The organism is Paenibacillus sambharensis (assembly GCF_003233845.1).
GTDB lineage: Bacteria > Bacillota > Bacilli > Paenibacillales > Paenibacillaceae > Paenibacillus_I > Paenibacillus_I sambharensis.
This window is the reverse complement of the sequence record NZ_QKRB01000043.1, coordinates 239,997-257,815: the sequence shown is the minus strand read 5'-3', so window position 1 is coordinate 257,815 and position 17,819 is coordinate 239,997. Positions and strand designations below refer to the sequence as shown.

Here is a 17,819-nt window from a genome sequence, read left to right as displayed (position 1 = left end):
AGAAGGTACTAAACTTGTACAAATTATTCACTAATGGGGGTTGATCGTCAAGTATGAAGAAGCTTTGGATTTACGCAGGACTGATTGTAGTATTATTTGGTGCCATCTTCTTTCTTAACCAGCAGAACAAGAACGAGCTGTATAACAAGCCGTCTTCACAGTTGAATCCGGCAACAAAAGACATTCTCAATGATCCGAATTACCAGAACATCATTCTGCCGGACGAGCTTGACAAGAAGGTGAAGAGCGGTGAAGCAACATTTGTTTACTTCTTCGCTTCAGATTGCGGGCACTGCCGGAATACAACGCCCAAGCTGATGCCGATTGCGGAAGATCTGGGCATTGATCTGCCTCAGTTCAACCTGCGCGAGTTCGAAGATTATTTTGGTAAATACCAGATCGACTTTACACCTACGCTTGCTTACTTCGAGGACGGCAAAGAGGTTGCGCGCCTGGTCGGCGGACTCCGCGAAGATGATGCACCTGCAAACTCCGGCAGCACGGCTGACCAATTCCGGGCATTCTTAGAAGATCCGAAAGGATTCGAACAGGGGGCTGAATAATGAAGCAGTCAGTCGGCAGTGACAGGATAAGCGCCCGGCGCAGGTATGACCTGCTGCTTGGGGGATTCATCATCGCAGTCATGACATTAATCGTGATCGCAGGCTGCTCGGGCGGCGGCGGAACCGGCGCCAGCGGGAACGGCCATGAGAACCATGATACAGGAAGTCTCGAAACCGAGGTTTACTACAAGACCGCATCGTTTGAGGTTATGCCCGAATTTCTGAAGAACCATACCCAGCTGACCAACGATCTGTATCAAGCCGTCGCCCGCTACGAGTATATTGTGAGCCGGCTGAACTGCTACTGCGGCTGCATGGGCGGCGATGACCCTCATGACTCGCTGTTCCGCTGCTACGTCGCCGGCCAGGATGCCGATGGCGTAACCTGGACCGACCACAGCGCCCACTGCGGGATCTGCAAGCAGGAGCTGGTCACCGTAATGGAGCTGGCAGACCAAGGCAAATCCTTCGAAGAAATCGAAGCGGCCATTGAATCCATGTATAATCCGGATTATACGCCGGAAGAAGTATAATTAAAGCTGGAGGGGCTGTCCGCAGGATCTGTACACCAGATCTTCTGCAGACAGCCCCTCTTGTCTATCAAGCCCGCCGGTACAATTTCACCAGCCGGGCAACCGCAGCCGCCTGGCTGTGGTCTGTATGTATTCGCCCCATGATCAGGATCTGCTGCTCTTCTTGGCACGCAGAGTTGCCCGCTGGATATCCTGGGACAACTGCTTAAGCTCGAAGATGTCCTCCTTTTCCCACAGCTCGTTGAACCGCAGCTGAAACTGTGCCGCTTCTCTGACCCGATTGTAGAAGTAGAGATCCTGGATATCGGAAAGCACCTTGGACACGATATTGGATTTTTCCTCGAAATCCCGCTGTGACTCCAGTATTTCCTGCCGGATGCTTGACATCTCCGTATCCAGCTGGAAAGCGGCCTCCGCTGCCTTCCGCAGCCGGATCCGCACATCGTCAGGCAAGCTTTCCTTATATTTATAATTAAGAGAATGCTCGATTGTCGCCCAGAAATTCATGGCAAGGGTTCGGATCTGCACCTCAGCCAGCACCTTCTTCAAGCCTAGCGCGGTCTGCACAGGATATTCCACGATCATATGATAGCTGCGGTATCCGCTGTCCTTGAAGTTCGTTATATAATCCTTCTCATAGACCAGCTTAAGATCCTTCCTGCTTCGGATGGAATCGGCTACACGGTGAATATCCTCTACAAACTGGCACATGATCCGGATGCCGGCGATATCCTCGATGCCCGTCTCAATCTTGTCCATCGGGACATCAAGCCGCTTCGCCTTGTCCAAAATGCTGGAAATTCTCTTCACACGGCCGGTGACGAATTCGATTGGCGCATAAGCTTCTCTCGTCTTCAGTTCACCGCGGAGCGTCTTGAATTTCACCTTTAATTCCTCAACCGCCTGCTCATAGGGGATTAAGAACAGGTTCCAGTCCCGTCCGTCCATAACGCCGCCTCCTGACTGTTAATTAATGATGATCGGCCCCAATCGCATCCTGTATATGGCGGAAACCGTCCCGCTGCAGCAGCTTGAGCAAGCCGTCCGTCAATTCGCGGAGCACGCCGGGCCCCTTATAAATAAGTGCCGTGTAGATTTCGACGAGCGACGCGCCTGCGCGGATTTTATCGTATGCATCCTCAGCCGAGAAGATGCCGCCTGATCCGATGATCGGCAGGGTTCCACCGGTTTGACGGTAGATTGAGCGCACCACTTCCGTAGACCTTGCGGTCAGCGGTCTGCCGCTCAAGCCCCCGGCCTCCTTCTTATGCTCATGATGCAGCCCTTCACGCGACAGCGTTGTATTCGTAGCAATAATTCCATCCACGCCGCTCTGGCGGATCGTATCCACGGTCATTTCAAGCTCTTCCTCATTCATATCGGGCGCAATCTTCACGAGGACCGGCTTGACCTGTTGGCTTACTGCCGCCGCCTGCTTAGCCATCTCATCCTTCACTTCAGATAACAGCATACGCAGCTCATCGCCATGCTGAAGACTTCGAAGCCCAGGCGTATTGGGCGAACTGATATTAACGACGAAGAAGTCACCCTGCCGATACAGCTTGCGGAGGCATTCACGATAATCCTCGTAAGCTTGTTCATTGGGCGTCGCCTTGTTCTTACCGATATTGACAGCAATAGGAATGCGGCGTTTCGGAAGCCTGCCGAGGCGCTGCGCCATCGCTTCCGCTCCTTCATTGTTGAAGCCCATCCGGTTCACCAGCGCTTCATCCGGCGGCAGCCGGAAGAGACGGGGAAGCTCATTGCCCGGCTGGCCCTTCGGGGTTACCGTCCCAACCTCCATGAACGACAGGCCAATTCGCGAGAATCCATCCACAGCTTTCGCATTCTTATCCAAACCGGCCGCAAGTCCAACCGGATGACTGAAATCCAGTCCAAAGAGCTTCAGCCTGAGCTCCTCTGGAGCCTGCACGCCGTACACACCGCTCATGACAGCTTTCATACCCGGAATCCGGGCAGCGGTATGCAGACCGTCTATTACAAGATGATGGGCCTTCTCGGGGTCCATCTTGAAGAAAAAAGGTTTGGCAAACTTGCGGTACAACATCCATTCATCTCCGTTCCTTAATTATGCTCTAGGAAACAGTTTAGCTTTTTCCTCTCCAAAAGGAAAGATGTCCCGTCAAACCTTCCGCCCGTCCAATCCGGTTGCGGGCTATGGGGAAAACGATTACAATAAGCATATCACACGCAGAAGAGAGGTTGAATCTCATGAGTGCAAGACGCAAACCGCCGGTGATGAAAGCCAAGCCGCAGGAGACCGTTAACCGCAAGGCGCTGGTCTGGATTGGCGCAGCTGCAGCCGTTGTCATAATTGGCATGGCAGTCCTGTTGATTGTTAATGGCTAGCAGCGGCTTTATAGCCGCCTAAGCAGCCGGAAAGCACGGAAAGCAGGACATGCCGGCTTGCTCTCGGCAGGCTGGCTTACAGCCAGCGGTACACCTTGGAGGGGTTCGTCTCGTCCGCCTTCGGCTCCAGCTTGAAACGATCAGCCGGCTGCGATTTATGATCGGGAAGAACCCCACTAGTGATGGTTACCTTCGTTCCAAGCGTGACCATGTCATAGAGCTCCTCAAGATCCTCCCTCAGCATGCGGACACAGCCAAGCGACTCATCCTTTTCAATACTGTCCGGCTCATCCGTCCCATGAATCGCATACAGTGTATCCGACAATGTCATCCCTCTGCTTCCAAACTCGCCGTTATCCCGCCCGTTCGGATTCCTAACCTTCTCCGATATTTGAAATGTGCCTTCCGGCGTCTTATCACCACCCAGGCCCACAGCGTAGCTGCGGACGATCGTCTGTCCGCTCATCAGAGCCAGCCTATGGTTCGCACGGTCTATTACAATATCGAGGGGCTCGTCCGGCAGCTTATCATCTATTCCTCCATTAATCGGCCCTTGCCCCGTTTCTTTGCCAGCCTCTTCTACTGGCGGACTGCTGCCGCCAGCTCCCTGTTTATCTTCTGCTCTGCTGCTCTTCAGCTGCTCCTTAACAAGCGGGAACATCTCTGCCAACCTCGCGGTGTCGCCCGAGAGCGCGTTCTCGGGATATGGTCTCACAAGCTCGTCCAGCGTCTCAGGCCACACACCCTCACGCTGCTGGTAATGCTTGATTGCACTGGCCAGCACCCACTGCCGCTCACGGTCCGCCTTCCACTCTTCGATCAGACCTGGTGCATCAGCAGCAGCTTCCGCATCACACCTGCAAACCTCCTGATTATGCCAGCGGATATCTGATCGCGAGCCATCCAGACTGCTTGTTACCGACATGAGAATATCCGTTGCTCCAGTCCATAGCGTCCACTCACCCTGCTTCTCCTGATGGACCGAAAGTCCATAAGACGGCTTCTCTTTCCCATAGAGCAGCTCTTCTGCAGCTTCTCCCGCTGCCTCAGCCGTGGCCTCTGCCGCGAACACAACCGCTGTACGCTTCAACACCTGCCCTTCTCCCGCTGCTGGTACAGGCTGCACAGCAGACTGATCTGCCGCCGGGAGGCCGCGTTCAAGCTTCCATGGCATGCCAGGTGCAAATACTGAACCGGCCAGCAGTACAATGGAAAGCAGGACTGCCCTTGACAGGTAACGGCGCTTGCGGCGCTGACGGTTATAGGTTGCAATAGCTTCCTGCGGCGTTTCCGCCAGAAGCGGATGCTTTTTTCGTTCAAAGGCTTCATAAACGGCGCCTGACTGCAGATAGCAGTAGTTCGCTTTTGCTTCTTTTCCCTGCATCGTATATTCCTTGCCAAGCAAATACCAGGCCATCTTGTTATCCGGGTGCTGCTTGACATAGTACTTGAGATAAATGGTTTCCTCGCGTTCTCCCATCAGCCGACCTCCGCTGCCTGTTCTCTTCCTATCTATCTATCTTACCGTGCAGAAGGCCTGCAAGTCTAACCGACAGCGCGGCACAATCCTCTATAGTCTACTATCGGCACAACAGGCCGCCCGTTTAAGCCGGACGGCCTGTTGCTATCTGCTTGGGGGTAGGCTGTTACCTTACAAGGTTATGGCTTGCTGCGCAGCAGGACAGCCTTAACATCGGCCAGCCACTGCACATCCAGCCCGGTCTGCTCGGCGAAGAATCGGACTGGCAGATAGAGTCTCCCTCTTCGGATGAAAGGTGCTTCCTGCAGCTGTACAGTGTGATGAACCTCATCTTTGCCCAGTTTGACCGTTGTGGATCCATTCACCAATGTGTAGGACATGCCGCTCTTAACCAAGCTCACCTGCTTGCCGGCCCTATCGTAATGAACCTTATATCCAAGCCTCTCGCTGATGACGCGCACGGGCACAAAGGTAACACCCTTAATGATTAACGGCTCTGCTTCCGTCTGAATAATATCCTGCCCAAACACGATTCGAATCCGGCCATCTGCCTTTAGCCCAGCCGGGTAGGAATAGGGCTTGAGCAGACGGATCTGACTGTTGCCCGTATCAGCTACGGCGAACTCTCCTTCGCCGAGCGAAACGACATCCGCAGGGCTGTGAAGCAGCCCATAGGCAGCCGGCCCGTCTATTGCACCGGCCTCGCCGGGTGTTCCTGCCAGAGTGGTCACGATACCCCTGCTGATATATCTGATGGCGTGGTTTAAAGAATCGGCCACAAGCAGCCCGCCGTCCGGTGTGACCGCTAGACCAAGCGGTGTATGGAAAGCGGCTCTGCCAACAGGTCCGTCCTCAAAGCCCCCTTCGGCATACACACCATCGGCGCCATAAACAACCTTAGGGTTTCCGGCAACGGTTGTCACGGTACCGCTGGCAAAATCAATGTAGCGAATCCGGTGATTCCCGGTGTCACTTACGTATAGATTCCCCTTCGCATCCAGCGCCAGCCCGCTGGGCTCATTAAACTTCGCCTGTGCAATTGGGCCATCCGCGTAATCTCCCGCCGCGCTTACAGCTCCCGGAAAATATTCTACAATACGTTTCGATGCCGCCGTAAGCGTAGTAACCTTACCGTCCTCAATCTTGCGGATCACATGGTTCAATGTATCGGCCACATAAATGACACCATCATTATTTACTGCAACGTCAAGCGGGTTATAAAATAGTGCCTGTGCAGCCTTTCCGTCCCGGTGGCCCAGCACACCAGTACCTGCAATCGTTACGACGGAACCGGCCGGTTCAAGCATCCGGATCGCATGATTGGCGCTGTCCGCTGCTATGACTCTTCCCCTAACATCTACGGTCAGACCAGCGGGCCCATGAAATGCAGCCTGCTCAGCAGAACCATCCTGCATACTTCCAACCCGGCTGCCGTATTCATCCAGCCCAAGATCGGCTCCTGCCACCGTGGTAACCATTCCATCCTTCAAAGTGCGGATACTCTGGTTCCCGGAATCCGATATTATCAATGCTCCATCCCCAAGCACTGCCAGGGAGGCCGGATAGCGAAATGCGGACGTCACGCTCCTGCCATCGGCTAAGCCGGGACTGCTCCCGCCTGCAAGTGTATCAAGCTCGAACAACGGCAGTATGGCAGCCATGTCATCGCCTCCCGCCGCTGGAGCGGCCGACAAGCTTGTTGTCATCAGCAGTCCGGCGGCCATTACGGCGGCGGTTGTTTGCTTCATCCATCTGTTCATTGTCTCTCTCCCGTCGCGTAAAATCAGCATTATTTCGCGCCCGCTGTAACTCTCAGTACCAGAGGCTCTGCAGCTGCCGTCTCAATCACCTGGCCCCTGCGGTCCACCGCAGTAATAATAAGCTGGAAGGAGAGCTTCTCTGGTAAGCCGGTCAAGTTGTGCAGATAGAACGGCAGCGTGACAACCGCAACTGCATCCGCAAGCTCAACGGAAGATCCGGTATACTTTACTGCGGAATATACCAGTTCCCCAGTGCCTCCCGCCCGGCTTGTGACAAATACCTGGTCGACTGCTTCTGGCGTGTAGGCAAGCGGCCAGCCCGCTTCAGGCTCTACCTTGAATGGCCCCCCGGTACGGTAAGTTTTCGATCGATCGCCGAATGAAGCCTCATTAAAGCTGATGTGTGAGGACGGGTAGGATATCCGGACCTCATAGCCATAAATGGCATTTTTGCCGCTAAACCCGCCAAGCAGAACGTCCAGATCCACAGGTGTCCTCAGCTCCGGATTACGAAGCCCGTTCTTCAGCAGGGTGTTCGTATAAGCGAGTGAGGCAGCAGGCTTTACAGGCGGAGCTGAAGATGGAGCCGTTACCGGCGAATAGCCCACCGGTTGGCTCACCGTGACGGTTTGTTCTTGTCCGAGCGCCTCTCGGCGCTGTTCAAACCGCTTCCGCTCCTGCTCACTAAGCTGGGCTGCATAGTCTTGAAATGATCGTAATTCTGCTTCTATTAACGCCTGCTCATTCGCCAGTCTAAGCGCTTCGCCCCTCTCCTTAAGCGCCAGATAACCGCTGTTGGGATGAAGCTGTTCATTTGAAGTCTTTTCCTGTTCCTTCATCCTGCGTTCAAGCGCTTCCTGCTGCAGTCTTTGCAGTTCATCAAGAGCCTGCTTCTGCATTGGGGTGATCACAATGGGCAGTTCTCTATTCAAGTCATATACCGGCCTTTCCGCATGCTGGTTGCCCTCATCCACAATGAGTTTAATCTCGTCATCAGGCAGAATGTTCTGCCGGTACGCCTCGAGCATGATATTGTTTAGAATGGCATCCAAATTGCTGCGGTAGGTTATAAGGTCCTCTGTTCCTGTCTGTTCCAGAATCAGGTACTGCTCTTCTTGATTCCTGCTTAACAGCCTGTCGTTCTCCTCCTGGATGTCCGCACCATTCCGCAGCAGCGCTTCAACAACCGCCGGATCGGTGTTCTTGATCAAGCCTGCCGGATCAATCATGCCAATCTTATAATTCAATTTGCTGCTGTCAGGCGCAGGAAGGATTGAGATCATCTGTGAAGGATACAACAGCCTTTCCCCAGCCGAAGGCATAGTCACCGCAACGGCACCGCTTAACGAGCTGGTCGTGACCAAATGAGTCCATGAATCGTAGCTGACGGCAAAATGGGTACCCCTTACCCCCATAACCGCTGTCGGTGTCTTGATTTCAAACTGGTCATTTGCGCCTGTAACTGATTTGACCTTTACCCACAAGGAACCGGCCCAAATACTCAGTTTCGTCTTAGCTCCCTTGCCGCTCTCAAGCTTTGTAAAGCTGACCTCGGAATTTTCCGAGATCGTCACTGTATCTTGTGCCGCTTTGCTGCTTGGCAGCTGGAGAACGACTTTGGCTCCCTTGCCAGTTATCAGCGTGTCCCCTTCGCCAAGGCTCATCTTCTTAAAAGCGGAGAACGACTTGGTTCCGCCTGCCTTACGGGCTGTAACCTTCCCTTTCAGTTCCTTGATTACAGCAGCGCGGCTCGGAGCCGCTTCAGCCTTTTCGGCCGGATAAATCCAGCTCACTGCACTTAATAACAAGGCCGCACATAACCAGCCTATCGCGATCCGCCCTAACTTACTGCTCATCCCCTGTACACTCCCCTTGTTCCCCGTTCTCCTCTTCAACCCTGTAGATGTGCACCGGCTTTGCCTTGCCCTTAACTACTATCTCGCCCAGATCCTCCAGCCGGAAAATGCCGCTTATACGTTCCGCAGCTTCCCTGCTGACAAGTATTTGGCCGGCCTTTGCAGCCGACTCCAGGCGGGCAGCAAGATTAACCGTATCCCCGATAGCCGTGTAGTCAAGGCGGAGGGCTTCTGAGCCGACATTGCCCACGACCGCCGGTCCGCTGTGAATCCCGATCCCGAAGGTCACTGGCATTCCGAAGCGTTCCATACATCTCCGCTCAAGTGCAGCCGCCTCACGCTTCATCTGCAGGGCAGCCCTTACAGCCTGCTCAGCATGATTGGGGAGCACAGCAGGCGCTCCGAATATCGCCATCACCCCGTCGCCGATAAACTTGTCCAGCGTTCCGTTCCAGGCGAATACGGCACGTGTGCACAAGTCCAGGTATTCATTCAGCACTTGTATGACCTCTTCCGGCTGAAGCTTCTCCGACATGGACGTGAATCCGCGAATATCTGCGAAAACAACCGAGACATCCCGCCGCTGCCCGCCCGCCTTCACATCCACTCCTGAGGCTAACAGCTCGCTGACCACGCTTGGCGGGACGAACCGTCCGAATACCTCGGTCACCCTTGTCCGTTCGCGCCTTTCGGCCGAATAATGAGCGGACACAGCCCCTATCATTACTGTCGTCAAGGCCAGGAAAGGGTAGGTTATTGGAATAAACACCGAGGCCGTAATGTATGCCATCATCCACCCGCCCGCTAACAGCAGTGCCAGCACCAGATACACAGCAAGTGTGCCCCAGCCTCTGAACCGGTCAAACAGCAGCGCAGCCAGCAGCACAGCAGCTGCAACAAACACATATACCGCTCCATAAGGAAGCTCTGTGTAAAAAGCGCCATTAACCAGCGATTGGATCATATTAGCCTGTATCTCCACCCCATACATCTTGGCATTCGCGCTTAACGGCGTAAGATATTCGTCCTGCATGCCCGGCGCATAAGCTCCAATCAGAACAACGGAATTTGCATAATAATCAGCGGGGATTGCTCCGCTTAAGACATCCGAGAAGGACTGCGCGTCATAACCGGCAGCCGCGGTCATCTCTTCCTGCGGCGCCGTATAATATTCGGTTGTCACCTGGCCGCTCCCGTTAACCGGTATCCTCTCATCTCCCCTGTACCAGTCCAGCCGCGCCGGGTCCCACCGTATCTGCTTGTCAGGGCCCAGCAGGGCATTCGCCATCCGGACACTGAGAGCCGGAATGACCCGTCCTTGCTCGCTTTCCAGGCCGATTGTCAGCATTCTTACCACACTATCCCGGTCCAGTAAGACATTGATGTGACCTGTCTGCTCTTCATTCACAGCAATTGTCGCCGCCGGATAGATGACAGAGGCTGTCTTCATGCTGCCTTCACTGCCTCGGCTTTGCTCAAATTCAAATACCGCGGGCAGATAGACATTCGGATACCGCGCTATCACTTCAGCCAGCCGCGCGTCAGCCTCCGGATCACGGCCAGGCTCAGACAGAATGATATCAAGTGCGATTGCCTCGGCTCCGGCTTCCGCCAGACTGGCGATCAGCTCGGCGTACAGCGATCTGTCCCAGGGGAATCCGCCCAATTGATCAAGTGAATGCTGGTCAATCTTAATAATTTTTATCTGGTCAAGCGGACGCCTTTCATAATCCGATTGTTTGCGCAGCAGATCCCTCGCTGCTGTTTCCAGCCCGTGCAGGCTGCCGCCGGTTCCAACACTGGCTATTCCGGACCAGATCAGGATGATTATTAAGGCCGCAGCAGCGGTTCTCAGCCGCTTTCCTGTATGCAGTATCGTGATGAACGTCCCCCTGTCTTTTGTCCTATCCTTCTATTCTAGTTGAGCCCTTCCTGAATTGGCAATAACATCTCGACACTTCATGACAAAAAAAGAGACCGGCATGAAATGCCGGTCTCTGGTACCTTAAATATATATAAGATTCCGATTAACTACATATTGAAAGGCGAGTCTGCGATCTTGATGGAATCTGTCGGGCAGCCATCGCAAGCGTCCTGCAGATCATCATACAGGTCCTCAGGAATTTCGGTATTTCCTTTATTACCGTCGTCCTTGAAGATTACTTCCGCAAGACCTTCATCATCGTAATCATAAATATCCGGCGCTGTTGCACCACACGCGCCGCATGCGATACATGTATCTTTCTCAACCCAAGTATACTTTGCCATCAGGTTTCCCTCCTAAAAAATCTATCATCAACCGTTATTTGTTTTACCCTCACTCATCACTATATAATAAATGTTCGTCCAATTGCAAGGATGTCCCCCGAATTCGGCGGTCCCTGATCCGGGTGGACGGATCATCGCCCAGCATGCCCGCGGTCAATACGGCATTCTCCCCGAATTTATCCCGCAGATTGTCCATTACCTTCGTTAATGCTTCACGTTTGGGCTGTTCGTTATAACTGAACAGATCCAGCTGCACGGCTGCCGCATCGCGGTTTTGAAGATTTTGCAGGGTTACGCCAAGCAGGCGCACCGGTCTCCCGTCCTTCCAGTGTGTATCGAAGAGACGGCATGCCTCCTTATGAATCTGATCGGCCGACTCGGTCGGCGTCTCAAGCGTGGACGATCTCGTGATGGTCTTCATATCGGGCGTTCGTATCGTGATCTGAACCGTAGACGCAACCAGGCTTTGGCGCCGCATCCGTCTTGCTGTCTGGTCAGCCAGATTCAGCAGAATCCGGTGAGCCTCTCCCCGTTCTGTCACATCTGCCGGCAGCGTCGTCGTATGCCCGACTGACTTGTTCCGTTCCCGAACAGGATTAACGGGGGAATGGTCCATGCCGTAAGCAGCCTGCTTGAGCCAGGATCCGCTTACCCCAAACTGTTTAACCAGCATGGCCTCGTCCGCTGCCGCAAGCTGTCCGATCGTCCGGATGTTAAGCTTGGTCAGTTTCTCTGCTGTCTTAGCTCCTATCCCGAACAGCTCCACACACGGCCGGTTCCATAGAACCTCCGGAACATCTCGGAGACGCAGCACCGTTATCCCGTTGGGCTTCTTCATATCCGATGCCATCTTGGCCAGCAGCTTGTTAGGAGCAACTCCGATTGAGCAGGGCAGCGACCACTCTTCCCGAATCCGGTTCTGAATCGCTGCGGCTATCTCGAGCGGCGTGCCAAAAATCTTGGAGCCCGTTATATCCAGATAGCATTCATCTATCGATACACTCTCCACCAGCGGTGTGTACTGCTTGGCAATGCTGAGGAAGCCGCGGGAGTACTTCCGGTAGAGATCGAAGTCCGGCTTGATTAAGATCAGTCCCGGACAGCGCTTCAGGCCTTCCCTGACTGTCATGCCAGTCTTCACGCCCTTGCTGCGTGCCGTGTAGGAAGAGGTGACAATAATTCCTTTCCGCAGCTCAACGCTTCCGGCCACCGCAGTCGGCATGCCTTTGTACCGCTCCGGCTCTTCCGCTTCATGAACCGAGCAATAGAAGGCATTCATATCCAGATGAAGAATGACCCGCCCGTTAGCCGGATAAGCTTCCCGGGTGTTTGCGCTGCTGTTGTCCACTCCTCTGCCCTCTCCTTTCGGTTCGCCTGAATGCGAAGAGAATCGCGATATCTTCAGGATAACCCCCCTCAAGCGCACTGGTCAATGGCCCGGATGTGAACAATATCATTATGCCCGCGATTGACGGGTTTTCGCATTTAAAGTTAAATGTTATAATAGGAAATTATGACTGGAGAAGGTTAGTCAAGGAGGAGCGTCCCACGATGAATAGCGAAATTTTCGTATTTGACACAACGCTGCGTGATGGAACGCAGGGCGAGGGCATAAGCCTGTCTGCTGACGACAAGCTCAAAATCGCCCGCAAGTTGGATACATTGGGCGTTCACTATATTGAAGGCGGCAATCCTGGCAGCAACAGCAAGGATATCGAGTTTTTCAAACGGGTACAGGACTATAACCTGAACGCCAAAATCACTGCGTTCGGCAGCACGCGGCGCAAGAACTCCATTGCCGAGCAGGATGTTAACCTGCAGCGGCTTATCGACTCCGGTGCCAGGGCCGCTACGCTGGTCGGCAAATCGTGGGATTTTCATGTCCATACTGCCCTTCAGACGACATTAGAAGAAAATCTCGCCATGATCTTCGATTCGTTTGCCTATCTCAAGCGTCAAGGGATGGAAGCGATCTATGACGCGGAGCATTTCTTTGACGGCTTCAAACATAATCCTGAATATGCTCTTGCTGCTCTGAAGAAAGCCGAGGAAGCAGGCGCGGACTGGATCGTGCTCTGCGATACGAACGGCGGCACGCTGCCGCATGAGATCCAGGAGATTGTTGCCAAGGTCAAATCCGAGCTGAATACACCGGTAGGAATTCATACCCATAACGATTGTGAGCTTGCGGTAGCCAACACGCTGGCTGCGGTTCATGCCGGGGCACGGCAGATACAGGGCACGATTAACGGATATGGTGAGCGGTGCGGCAATGCCAACCTCTGCTCCATTATCCCGAATCTGCAGCTGAAGATGAACTACAACTGCATCTCTGGCGAGCAGCTGAAGCAGCTCACGGCAGTCGCCCGTTACGTCAGCGAAATTGCCAACGCTCATATGCCGGTCGGACAGCCATACGTCGGTCAGGCAGCCTTTGCACACAAAGGCGGCATTCACGTTTCGGCTATTATGAAGGATTCCAAAACCTATGAGCACATCGAGCCTGAACGAGTGGGCAACAAACAGCGCATTCTCGTATCCGAGCTTGCCGGCCAGAGCAACATCATTTCGAAAGCTGCCGAACTGGGCCTTGACATCGATACAAGCCAGGAGCATACAAGGGCTATCATTGACAAGATCAAAGACCTTGAGCATCAGGGTTACCAGTTCGAAGGAGCCGACGCTTCACTTGAGCTTCTGCTGCGGGACGCATTCGGCGGAGCCAAGGAGATCTTCACGCTCGAATCCTTCAAGATGATTGTAGAGCGTAACGCCGGCTCTATGATGTCAGAGGCCATCGTTAAGATCAATGTTGACGGCCAGACCGTCTATACCGCCGCCGAAGGCAACGGACCGGTCAATGCGCTTGATAACGCGCTGCGCAAGGCTCTGGTCCAGTTCTACCCCGGTATCATGGATATCGTACTGTCCGATTACAAGGTCAGGGTAATCGATGAGAAGGACGCTACTGCAGCTAAGGTCCGGGTTCTGATCGAGTCAACAGACTTCCATAATACGTGGAGCACGGTTGGCGTATCGGGCAACATCATCGATGCCAGCTGGGAAGCGCTGGTAGACAGCATTCGCTATGCACTCCTGAATACAGAGAAGCAGGAAGCTTCCGATCCGGTTAACCGCGGCCACCTCGGACTCGTGAATCACTAAGGTCCAGCGATATAGGAAGAGCCTCATCCAAGCCCCGTTGGGCTGGATGAGGCTCTTTGTCTTCGGCTGCCGTCAATCACTTATTTGCTTTCAGGAAAGCAAGTGCTTCCTCGTAGCTGTCCCAGTGGCTTTCTACAGCATTCTCTGACTGTTTAGATGACCGGTTCAGCTGCATTTTAGCTATGGCCCCTTGTACAACTACCGCCGCTCTTTGCATCCCGAAGCTCAGTAAATCCTTTTGATGTTCCACCAGCTTAGCTTGAGACTCCGGCAAGAACGCTTTGACACTGCGCATATCTACGAGCACGTTAAATCTACCACCTAGTTCTTTCGAAAACCGCTTAACCTCACCGGTTATTCTATCAAAATCATCAGGGCTTGCCTTCTGCTCCCATACAATCTCGATCACCCTGTCAGTCTTGTCCAATATTCTTGTTGTAGACATGATTTTCGCTCCCATCAGGACAGTATAATGATTGTATAACGTTTGTACAACTAATTATATACATAATCCTGCAGGATTCAACATTTTTTTATCACGACCTGCGTGTGGTGCACATCAAAGAGCCTCATCCCCGCCTTATGGCTTGGATGAGGCTCCTTATTCTCAGCTCCATTTATCAATAAGTGTTCGCCACTTGGAGGACGGTATAACACCTGTGACCCTCTCACGCACTATGCCCATGCGATCAACCAGAAGGGATGTCGGAAATTCGGATACCCGGTAAAGCTCGGTTACCATACCCTTGCGGTCCATAAGAACAGGAAAGGTAAATTCATACTCGTCCACAAACTGACGCGCTTCCCGCTCGCGGTCAAACTTGGTTGCATTAACGCCTACAATTGTAACCTTATCTCCGTACGCTTCGTGCAGTTCCTGCAGGTCAGGGGCCTCCATGACACATGGCCCGCACCAGGAAGCCCAAAAATTTATCAATACAAGCTTGTCCCCGGTGCCGCCCACCCGTATAGCCTGGTCATTCAAATCCGGCAGCTCGAATACTGGAGCGGTATAGCCAACCTTGGGTTTTGCTTCTCCTGAGACCGGGCCGGCAGAGACAACAGGCTCTTCATCTGTTTCCATATAAACCGCAAATCCCGCCAGCAAGATCGCGATGGCACAAATGAGCCAAACCCTGCTTCGGTTCATATCTAATCCCCGCTTTCCTTATAACTGGACTCACACATCTTAACACGCCCCGAATGACCCTTCAAGCGTCTGGACATCTTATTAAGCGTTACTACATGATTGAACGGAGGCAGCAGATAACAATGGAAAAAGTCAAACCTGGCTGGCTTCGCCACAAAGGAACCGGCCACTCACACGCCGCACAAGAACATGAAGCGAACAGCCACAAAGAGCATAAAGACAAAGGCGGCCGCAAGTCCAAATGGGTAGAGTACATTGCGCTGGCAACTGTGCCGATGGTTATGGTGCTGGGAAACTCCATGCTTGTCCCCATCCTGCCAGACTTGGAGCGCCAGCTAGGTGTCAGCTCCTTTCAATCCAGCCTTGTTATTACCTTATTTTCGGTAACGGCAGGCGTCTTTATACCGGTTGCCGGCTATTTATCTGACCGTCTGTCACGTAAAGCGATTATTATCCCTTCACTCATCGTGTATGGGGCCGCAGGTATTGTTGCAGGGCTAGGCGCCGTCTGGAATTCGTACACTATACTTATTGCCGCCCGTGCGGTTCAGGGACTAGGTGCCGCTGGAACGGCACCGATCGCAATGGCACTCGTTGGCGATATGTATAAGAACGGCAAGGAAAGTGAAGCACTCGGTATGATTGAGGCCGCGAACGGGACAGGTAAAGTTATCAGTCCGATTCTAGGTTCGCTTTTTGCCCTCATTGTATGGTTTGCGCCATTCTTTGCCTTTCCGGCATTTTGTGCCTTGTCTCTGCTGGCCATGATGTTCCTAATCAAGGAGCCGAAGCATAAGGATAAGCCGCCAACGCTGCATAACTATTTGAAGAACATCGCCCAGACCTTCCGGAAGAAAGGAAAATGGCTGATTCCCGCTTTCATCGCCGGTTCGCTTGCCTTGTTTGTTCTGTTCGGGGTGCTCTTCTTCCTCTCCGATCTGCTTGAGAAGCCGCCTTACAGTATAGACGGCGTTGCCAAAGGCGGCATATTGGCCATTCCTCTGTTCGGACTGGTTGTAACCTCTTATGTAACAGGACGGGTAATCAAGAACAAAGGCCATCTGATGCGGGTGCTGATGAACGTCGGCCTCCTGATGATGTCTGCGTCTCTCACAGCCGCGATATGGGGGCTGCAAAATCTGTATCTGCTCATCGGCCTGCTGACGCTCAGCAGTATTGGAACCGGACTTCTGCTCCCTTGTATCAATACACTTGTGACAGGTTCGGTTGATAAGGCGCATCGCGGGATGATCACATCCCTTTACAGCAGCCTCCGGTTTCTAGGAGTTGCCTTCGGACCGCCGATATTCGGCTGGCTGGTGGAAATCTCGAAGCAGGTACTGTTCACAACTGTGGCTGTTCTTGCTGCCGCCGCTCTTGCGTTCGTCTTCTTCATGGTCAAGCCTCCGAAGGTTGCCGGGGATAATGCCTGATATGACGGATGTCCATTATTCAGCTATACTAAGAAGATACAGCTAAAGTGATGGCCTCTCCCGTCATGAAGGAGGAAGCACCCGTTTGAACCTAATTACAATTACCAGACCGGCATATGAACAGCTGATTCAAGCTTGCCTTGACCAGTTCCCGAATGAAGCCTGCGGGGTGCTGGCCTGCTTCGCACAGGATCACGAATACGAAACTATATCCGAGGTTCTCGCCATTCGCAATGCGGCGGGAATGCCGGTAAATTCCTACAAATTCGATCCATCCGATTGGGTTACAGCCATGTATAAAATAAAAAGAAACCGGCTGACTATCGCCGGTTTCTTCCATTCCCATCCCGCTTCTCCTGCTGTCCCGTCAGCCTCGGATGTCCAGCAGTGGACTGGCGGAATGCAAATCTGCAGCTGGATCGTGTCGCTGACCCAGCCGGATGCTCCTGTGGTAAGAACATACCGGCCTGTGGTCAGCTCTGCCGGAGCGTTAATGTTTACTGAGGTAAGCATACATATCGTCTAATGTTGTGATATTCCGGGCCAGCATCTGTTTCAGGAATCTTTGCCACAGCTTGGCCGTCATGAAGGAATCCTCCAGTGCATGATGACGCTGCGTAATCTTAATGCCATAGTCCTCCAGCAGCTCGTCAAGGCCATACGACTCCCGCTTCGCGTCCAGCCACTTGGCGACCATCATGGTGTCAAGCACCCTGTGGGTCAGATTGACCCGCGAGGTACGCCAGAGCGCAGCATTCAAGAACTGCTTGTCATGACCTGAACCGTGGGCCAGCAGCACCCGCTTGCCGACGAATTCCATAAAATCATGCAGGACCTGCATTAGGTCGGGGGCCGTCTCAGCCATCTGGTTCGTAATGCCTGTCAGCTCTGTTATGTGGCGTGGTACCCTGCGACCCGGATTAACCAGACTGTAGAAGCTGTGCGTTTCCATTATTTCCATACCTCGCATGAGGACGCCGCCGACCGACAAAATTTCATCTCCATTATAAGGATAGAATCCAGTCGTCTCCAGATCAAACACAACCACCTCCAGCTCGCGGAGCGGCTGATCCAGCACAGATTGCTTGCGCTGCTCCTTCGTCATCGAACGGATAAAGGCCATTTGCTGGGCGTTCTGCGCGCCAAGCATCGACGCAATGGCCGGGGTAAGCCCGCCCATTTTATACAGATGCCACATTCTGCCAACGCCCTTGTGCTCTTTCATCATTCACCCCTCCGGC

General features: G+C 53.3%; 17 protein-coding genes. 6 read left to right on the top strand and 11 right to left on the bottom strand.

The window, feature by feature from the left end; all coding sequences use genetic code 11:
- The first annotated feature begins 53 nt into the window (after positions 1-53).
- Together DNH61_RS11110 and DNH61_RS11105 are read left to right on the top strand one after the other, a co-directional pair.
- Complete coding sequence (locus DNH61_RS11110) at positions 54-563, top strand: thioredoxin family protein (protein ID WP_111146720.1); 510 nt, start codon at positions 54-56, stop codon at positions 561-563.
- The gene (locus tag DNH61_RS11105; protein WP_111146719.1) at positions 563-1,096 is read left to right on the top strand and encodes a PCYCGC motif-containing (lipo)protein; all 534 of its coding nucleotides are present in this window, start codon (positions 563-565) and stop codon (positions 1,094-1,096) included. Before DNH61_RS11110 ends, DNH61_RS11105 begins: the two co-directional genes overlap by 1 nt.
- A 144-nt stretch (positions 1,097-1,240) precedes the next feature.
- On the opposite strand, the gene yjbM is transcribed toward DNH61_RS11105, so the two are convergent.
- Both yjbM and DNH61_RS11095 read right to left on the bottom strand, forming a co-directional pair.
- On the bottom strand, positions 1,241-2,044 hold the full coding sequence (yjbM, locus tag DNH61_RS11100) for a GTP diphosphokinase (RefSeq protein ID WP_111146718.1): 804 nt from the start codon (positions 2,042-2,044) through the stop codon (positions 1,241-1,243).
- 22 nt (positions 2,045-2,066) lie between these two features.
- Entirely contained in the window at positions 2,067-3,164 is a 1,098-nt protein-coding gene (locus DNH61_RS11095; protein WP_111146717.1) for a quinone-dependent dihydroorotate dehydrogenase, read from the bottom strand.
- A gap of 164 nt (positions 3,165-3,328) precedes the next feature.
- On the opposite strand from DNH61_RS11095, the gene DNH61_RS26325 reads away from it, so the two are divergent.
- Positions 3,329-3,466, top strand: a complete 138-nt coding sequence (locus DNH61_RS26325; RefSeq protein WP_181438657.1) for a hypothetical protein — start codon at positions 3,329-3,331, stop codon at positions 3,464-3,466.
- Positions 3,467-3,542: 76 nt separating this feature from the next.
- On the opposite strand, the gene DNH61_RS11090 is transcribed toward DNH61_RS26325, so the two are convergent.
- The 6 genes from DNH61_RS11090 to DNH61_RS11065 form a co-directional block, all read right to left on the bottom strand.
- Positions 3,543-4,946 carry a L,D-transpeptidase gene (locus tag DNH61_RS11090; protein WP_111146716.1) on the bottom strand — a complete coding sequence of 468 codons (1,404 nt, stop codon included), beginning with the start codon at positions 4,944-4,946 and terminating at the stop codon, positions 3,543-3,545.
- A gap of 179 nt (positions 4,947-5,125) precedes the next feature.
- Entirely contained in the window at positions 5,126-6,706 is a 1,581-nt protein-coding gene (locus DNH61_RS11085; protein ID WP_181438656.1) for a stalk domain-containing protein, read from the bottom strand.
- A 29-nt stretch (positions 6,707-6,735) separates the two neighbouring features.
- Entirely contained in the window at positions 6,736-8,562 is a 1,827-nt protein-coding gene (locus DNH61_RS11080) for a FecR family protein (RefSeq protein WP_111146714.1), read from the bottom strand.
- Positions 8,552-10,381, bottom strand: a complete 1,830-nt coding sequence (locus DNH61_RS11075; RefSeq protein ID WP_342771437.1) for a CHASE2 domain-containing protein — start codon at positions 10,379-10,381, stop codon at positions 8,552-8,554. Before DNH61_RS11075 ends, DNH61_RS11080 begins: the two co-directional genes overlap by 11 nt.
- A gap of 212 nt (positions 10,382-10,593) precedes the next feature.
- Complete coding sequence (locus DNH61_RS11070; RefSeq protein WP_111146712.1) at positions 10,594-10,830, bottom strand: ferredoxin; 237 nt, start codon at positions 10,828-10,830, stop codon at positions 10,594-10,596.
- A gap of 49 nt (positions 10,831-10,879) precedes the next feature.
- A complete protein-coding gene (locus DNH61_RS11065) occupies positions 10,880-12,178 on the bottom strand; it encodes a DNA polymerase IV (RefSeq protein WP_281272376.1) in 1,299 nt (432 codons plus the stop codon).
- Positions 12,179-12,381: 203 nt separating this feature from the next.
- On the opposite strand from DNH61_RS11065, the gene cimA reads away from it, so the two are divergent.
- The gene (gene cimA / locus DNH61_RS11060) at positions 12,382-13,995 is read left to right on the top strand and encodes a citramalate synthase (RefSeq protein ID WP_111146711.1); all 1,614 of its coding nucleotides are present in this window, start codon (positions 12,382-12,384) and stop codon (positions 13,993-13,995) included.
- A gap of 76 nt (positions 13,996-14,071) precedes the next feature.
- Here the strand turns inward: cimA and DNH61_RS11055 are convergent, their stop codons facing one another.
- Both DNH61_RS11055 and DNH61_RS11050 read right to left on the bottom strand, forming a co-directional pair.
- A complete protein-coding gene (locus DNH61_RS11055) occupies positions 14,072-14,440 on the bottom strand; it encodes a hypothetical protein (protein ID WP_111146710.1) in 369 nt (122 codons plus the stop codon).
- Positions 14,441-14,602: 162 nt separating this feature from the next.
- Positions 14,603-15,145, bottom strand: coding sequence for a TlpA family protein disulfide reductase (locus tag DNH61_RS11050; RefSeq protein ID WP_111146709.1), 543 nt, complete (start codon positions 15,143-15,145; stop codon positions 14,603-14,605).
- A gap of 122 nt (positions 15,146-15,267) precedes the next feature.
- On the opposite strand from DNH61_RS11050, the gene DNH61_RS11045 reads away from it, so the two are divergent.
- Positions 15,268-16,578: an MFS transporter gene (locus tag DNH61_RS11045; RefSeq protein ID WP_111146708.1), complete on the top strand. Its 1,311-nt coding sequence runs from the start codon at positions 15,268-15,270 to the stop codon at positions 16,576-16,578.
- 85 nt (positions 16,579-16,663) lie between these two features.
- Positions 16,664-17,104: a M67 family metallopeptidase gene (locus DNH61_RS11040; RefSeq protein WP_111146707.1), complete on the top strand. Its 441-nt coding sequence runs from the start codon at positions 16,664-16,666 to the stop codon at positions 17,102-17,104.
- On the opposite strand, the gene DNH61_RS11035 is transcribed toward DNH61_RS11040, so the two are convergent.
- On the bottom strand, positions 17,069-17,803 hold the full coding sequence (locus tag DNH61_RS11035; protein WP_111146706.1) for a 3'-5' exonuclease: 735 nt from the start codon (positions 17,801-17,803) through the stop codon (positions 17,069-17,071). The genes DNH61_RS11040 and DNH61_RS11035 overlap by 36 nt on opposite strands.
- Positions 17,804-17,819: the final 16 nt, after the last annotated feature.

Coding starts and splice junctions, on each gene's coding strand:
- DNH61_RS11035 (WP_111146706.1), bottom strand. CDS start 17,803: ATGAAAGAGCACAAGGGCGTTGGCAGAATGTGGCATCTGTATAAAATG.
- DNH61_RS11105 (WP_111146719.1), top strand. CDS start 563: ATGAAGCAGTCAGTCGGCAGTGACAGGATAAGCGCCCGGCGCAGGTAT.
- DNH61_RS11110 (WP_111146720.1), top strand. CDS start 54: ATGAAGAAGCTTTGGATTTACGCAGGACTGATTGTAGTATTATTTGGT.
- DNH61_RS11090 (WP_111146716.1), bottom strand. CDS start 4,946: ATGGGAGAACGCGAGGAAACCATTTATCTCAAGTACTATGTCAAGCAG.
- DNH61_RS11070 (WP_111146712.1), bottom strand. CDS start 10,830: ATGGCAAAGTATACTTGGGTTGAGAAAGATACATGTATCGCATGCGGC.
- DNH61_RS11055 (WP_111146710.1), bottom strand. CDS start 14,440: ATGTCTACAACAAGAATATTGGACAAGACTGACAGGGTGATCGAGATT.
- DNH61_RS26325 (WP_181438657.1), top strand. CDS start 3,329: ATGAGTGCAAGACGCAAACCGCCGGTGATGAAAGCCAAGCCGCAGGAG.
- cimA (WP_111146711.1), top strand. CDS start 12,382: ATGAATAGCGAAATTTTCGTATTTGACACAACGCTGCGTGATGGAACG.
- DNH61_RS11050 (WP_111146709.1), bottom strand. CDS start 15,145: ATGAACCGAAGCAGGGTTTGGCTCATTTGTGCCATCGCGATCTTGCTG.
- DNH61_RS11085 (WP_181438656.1), bottom strand. CDS start 6,706: ATGAACAGATGGATGAAGCAAACAACCGCCGCCGTAATGGCCGCCGGA.
- yjbM (WP_111146718.1), bottom strand. CDS start 2,044: ATGGACGGACGGGACTGGAACCTGTTCTTAATCCCCTATGAGCAGGCG.
- DNH61_RS11095 (WP_111146717.1), bottom strand. CDS start 3,164: ATGTTGTACCGCAAGTTTGCCAAACCTTTTTTCTTCAAGATGGACCCC.
- DNH61_RS11080 (WP_111146714.1), bottom strand. CDS start 8,562: ATGAGCAGTAAGTTAGGGCGGATCGCGATAGGCTGGTTATGTGCGGCC.
- DNH61_RS11045 (WP_111146708.1), top strand. CDS start 15,268: ATGGAAAAAGTCAAACCTGGCTGGCTTCGCCACAAAGGAACCGGCCAC.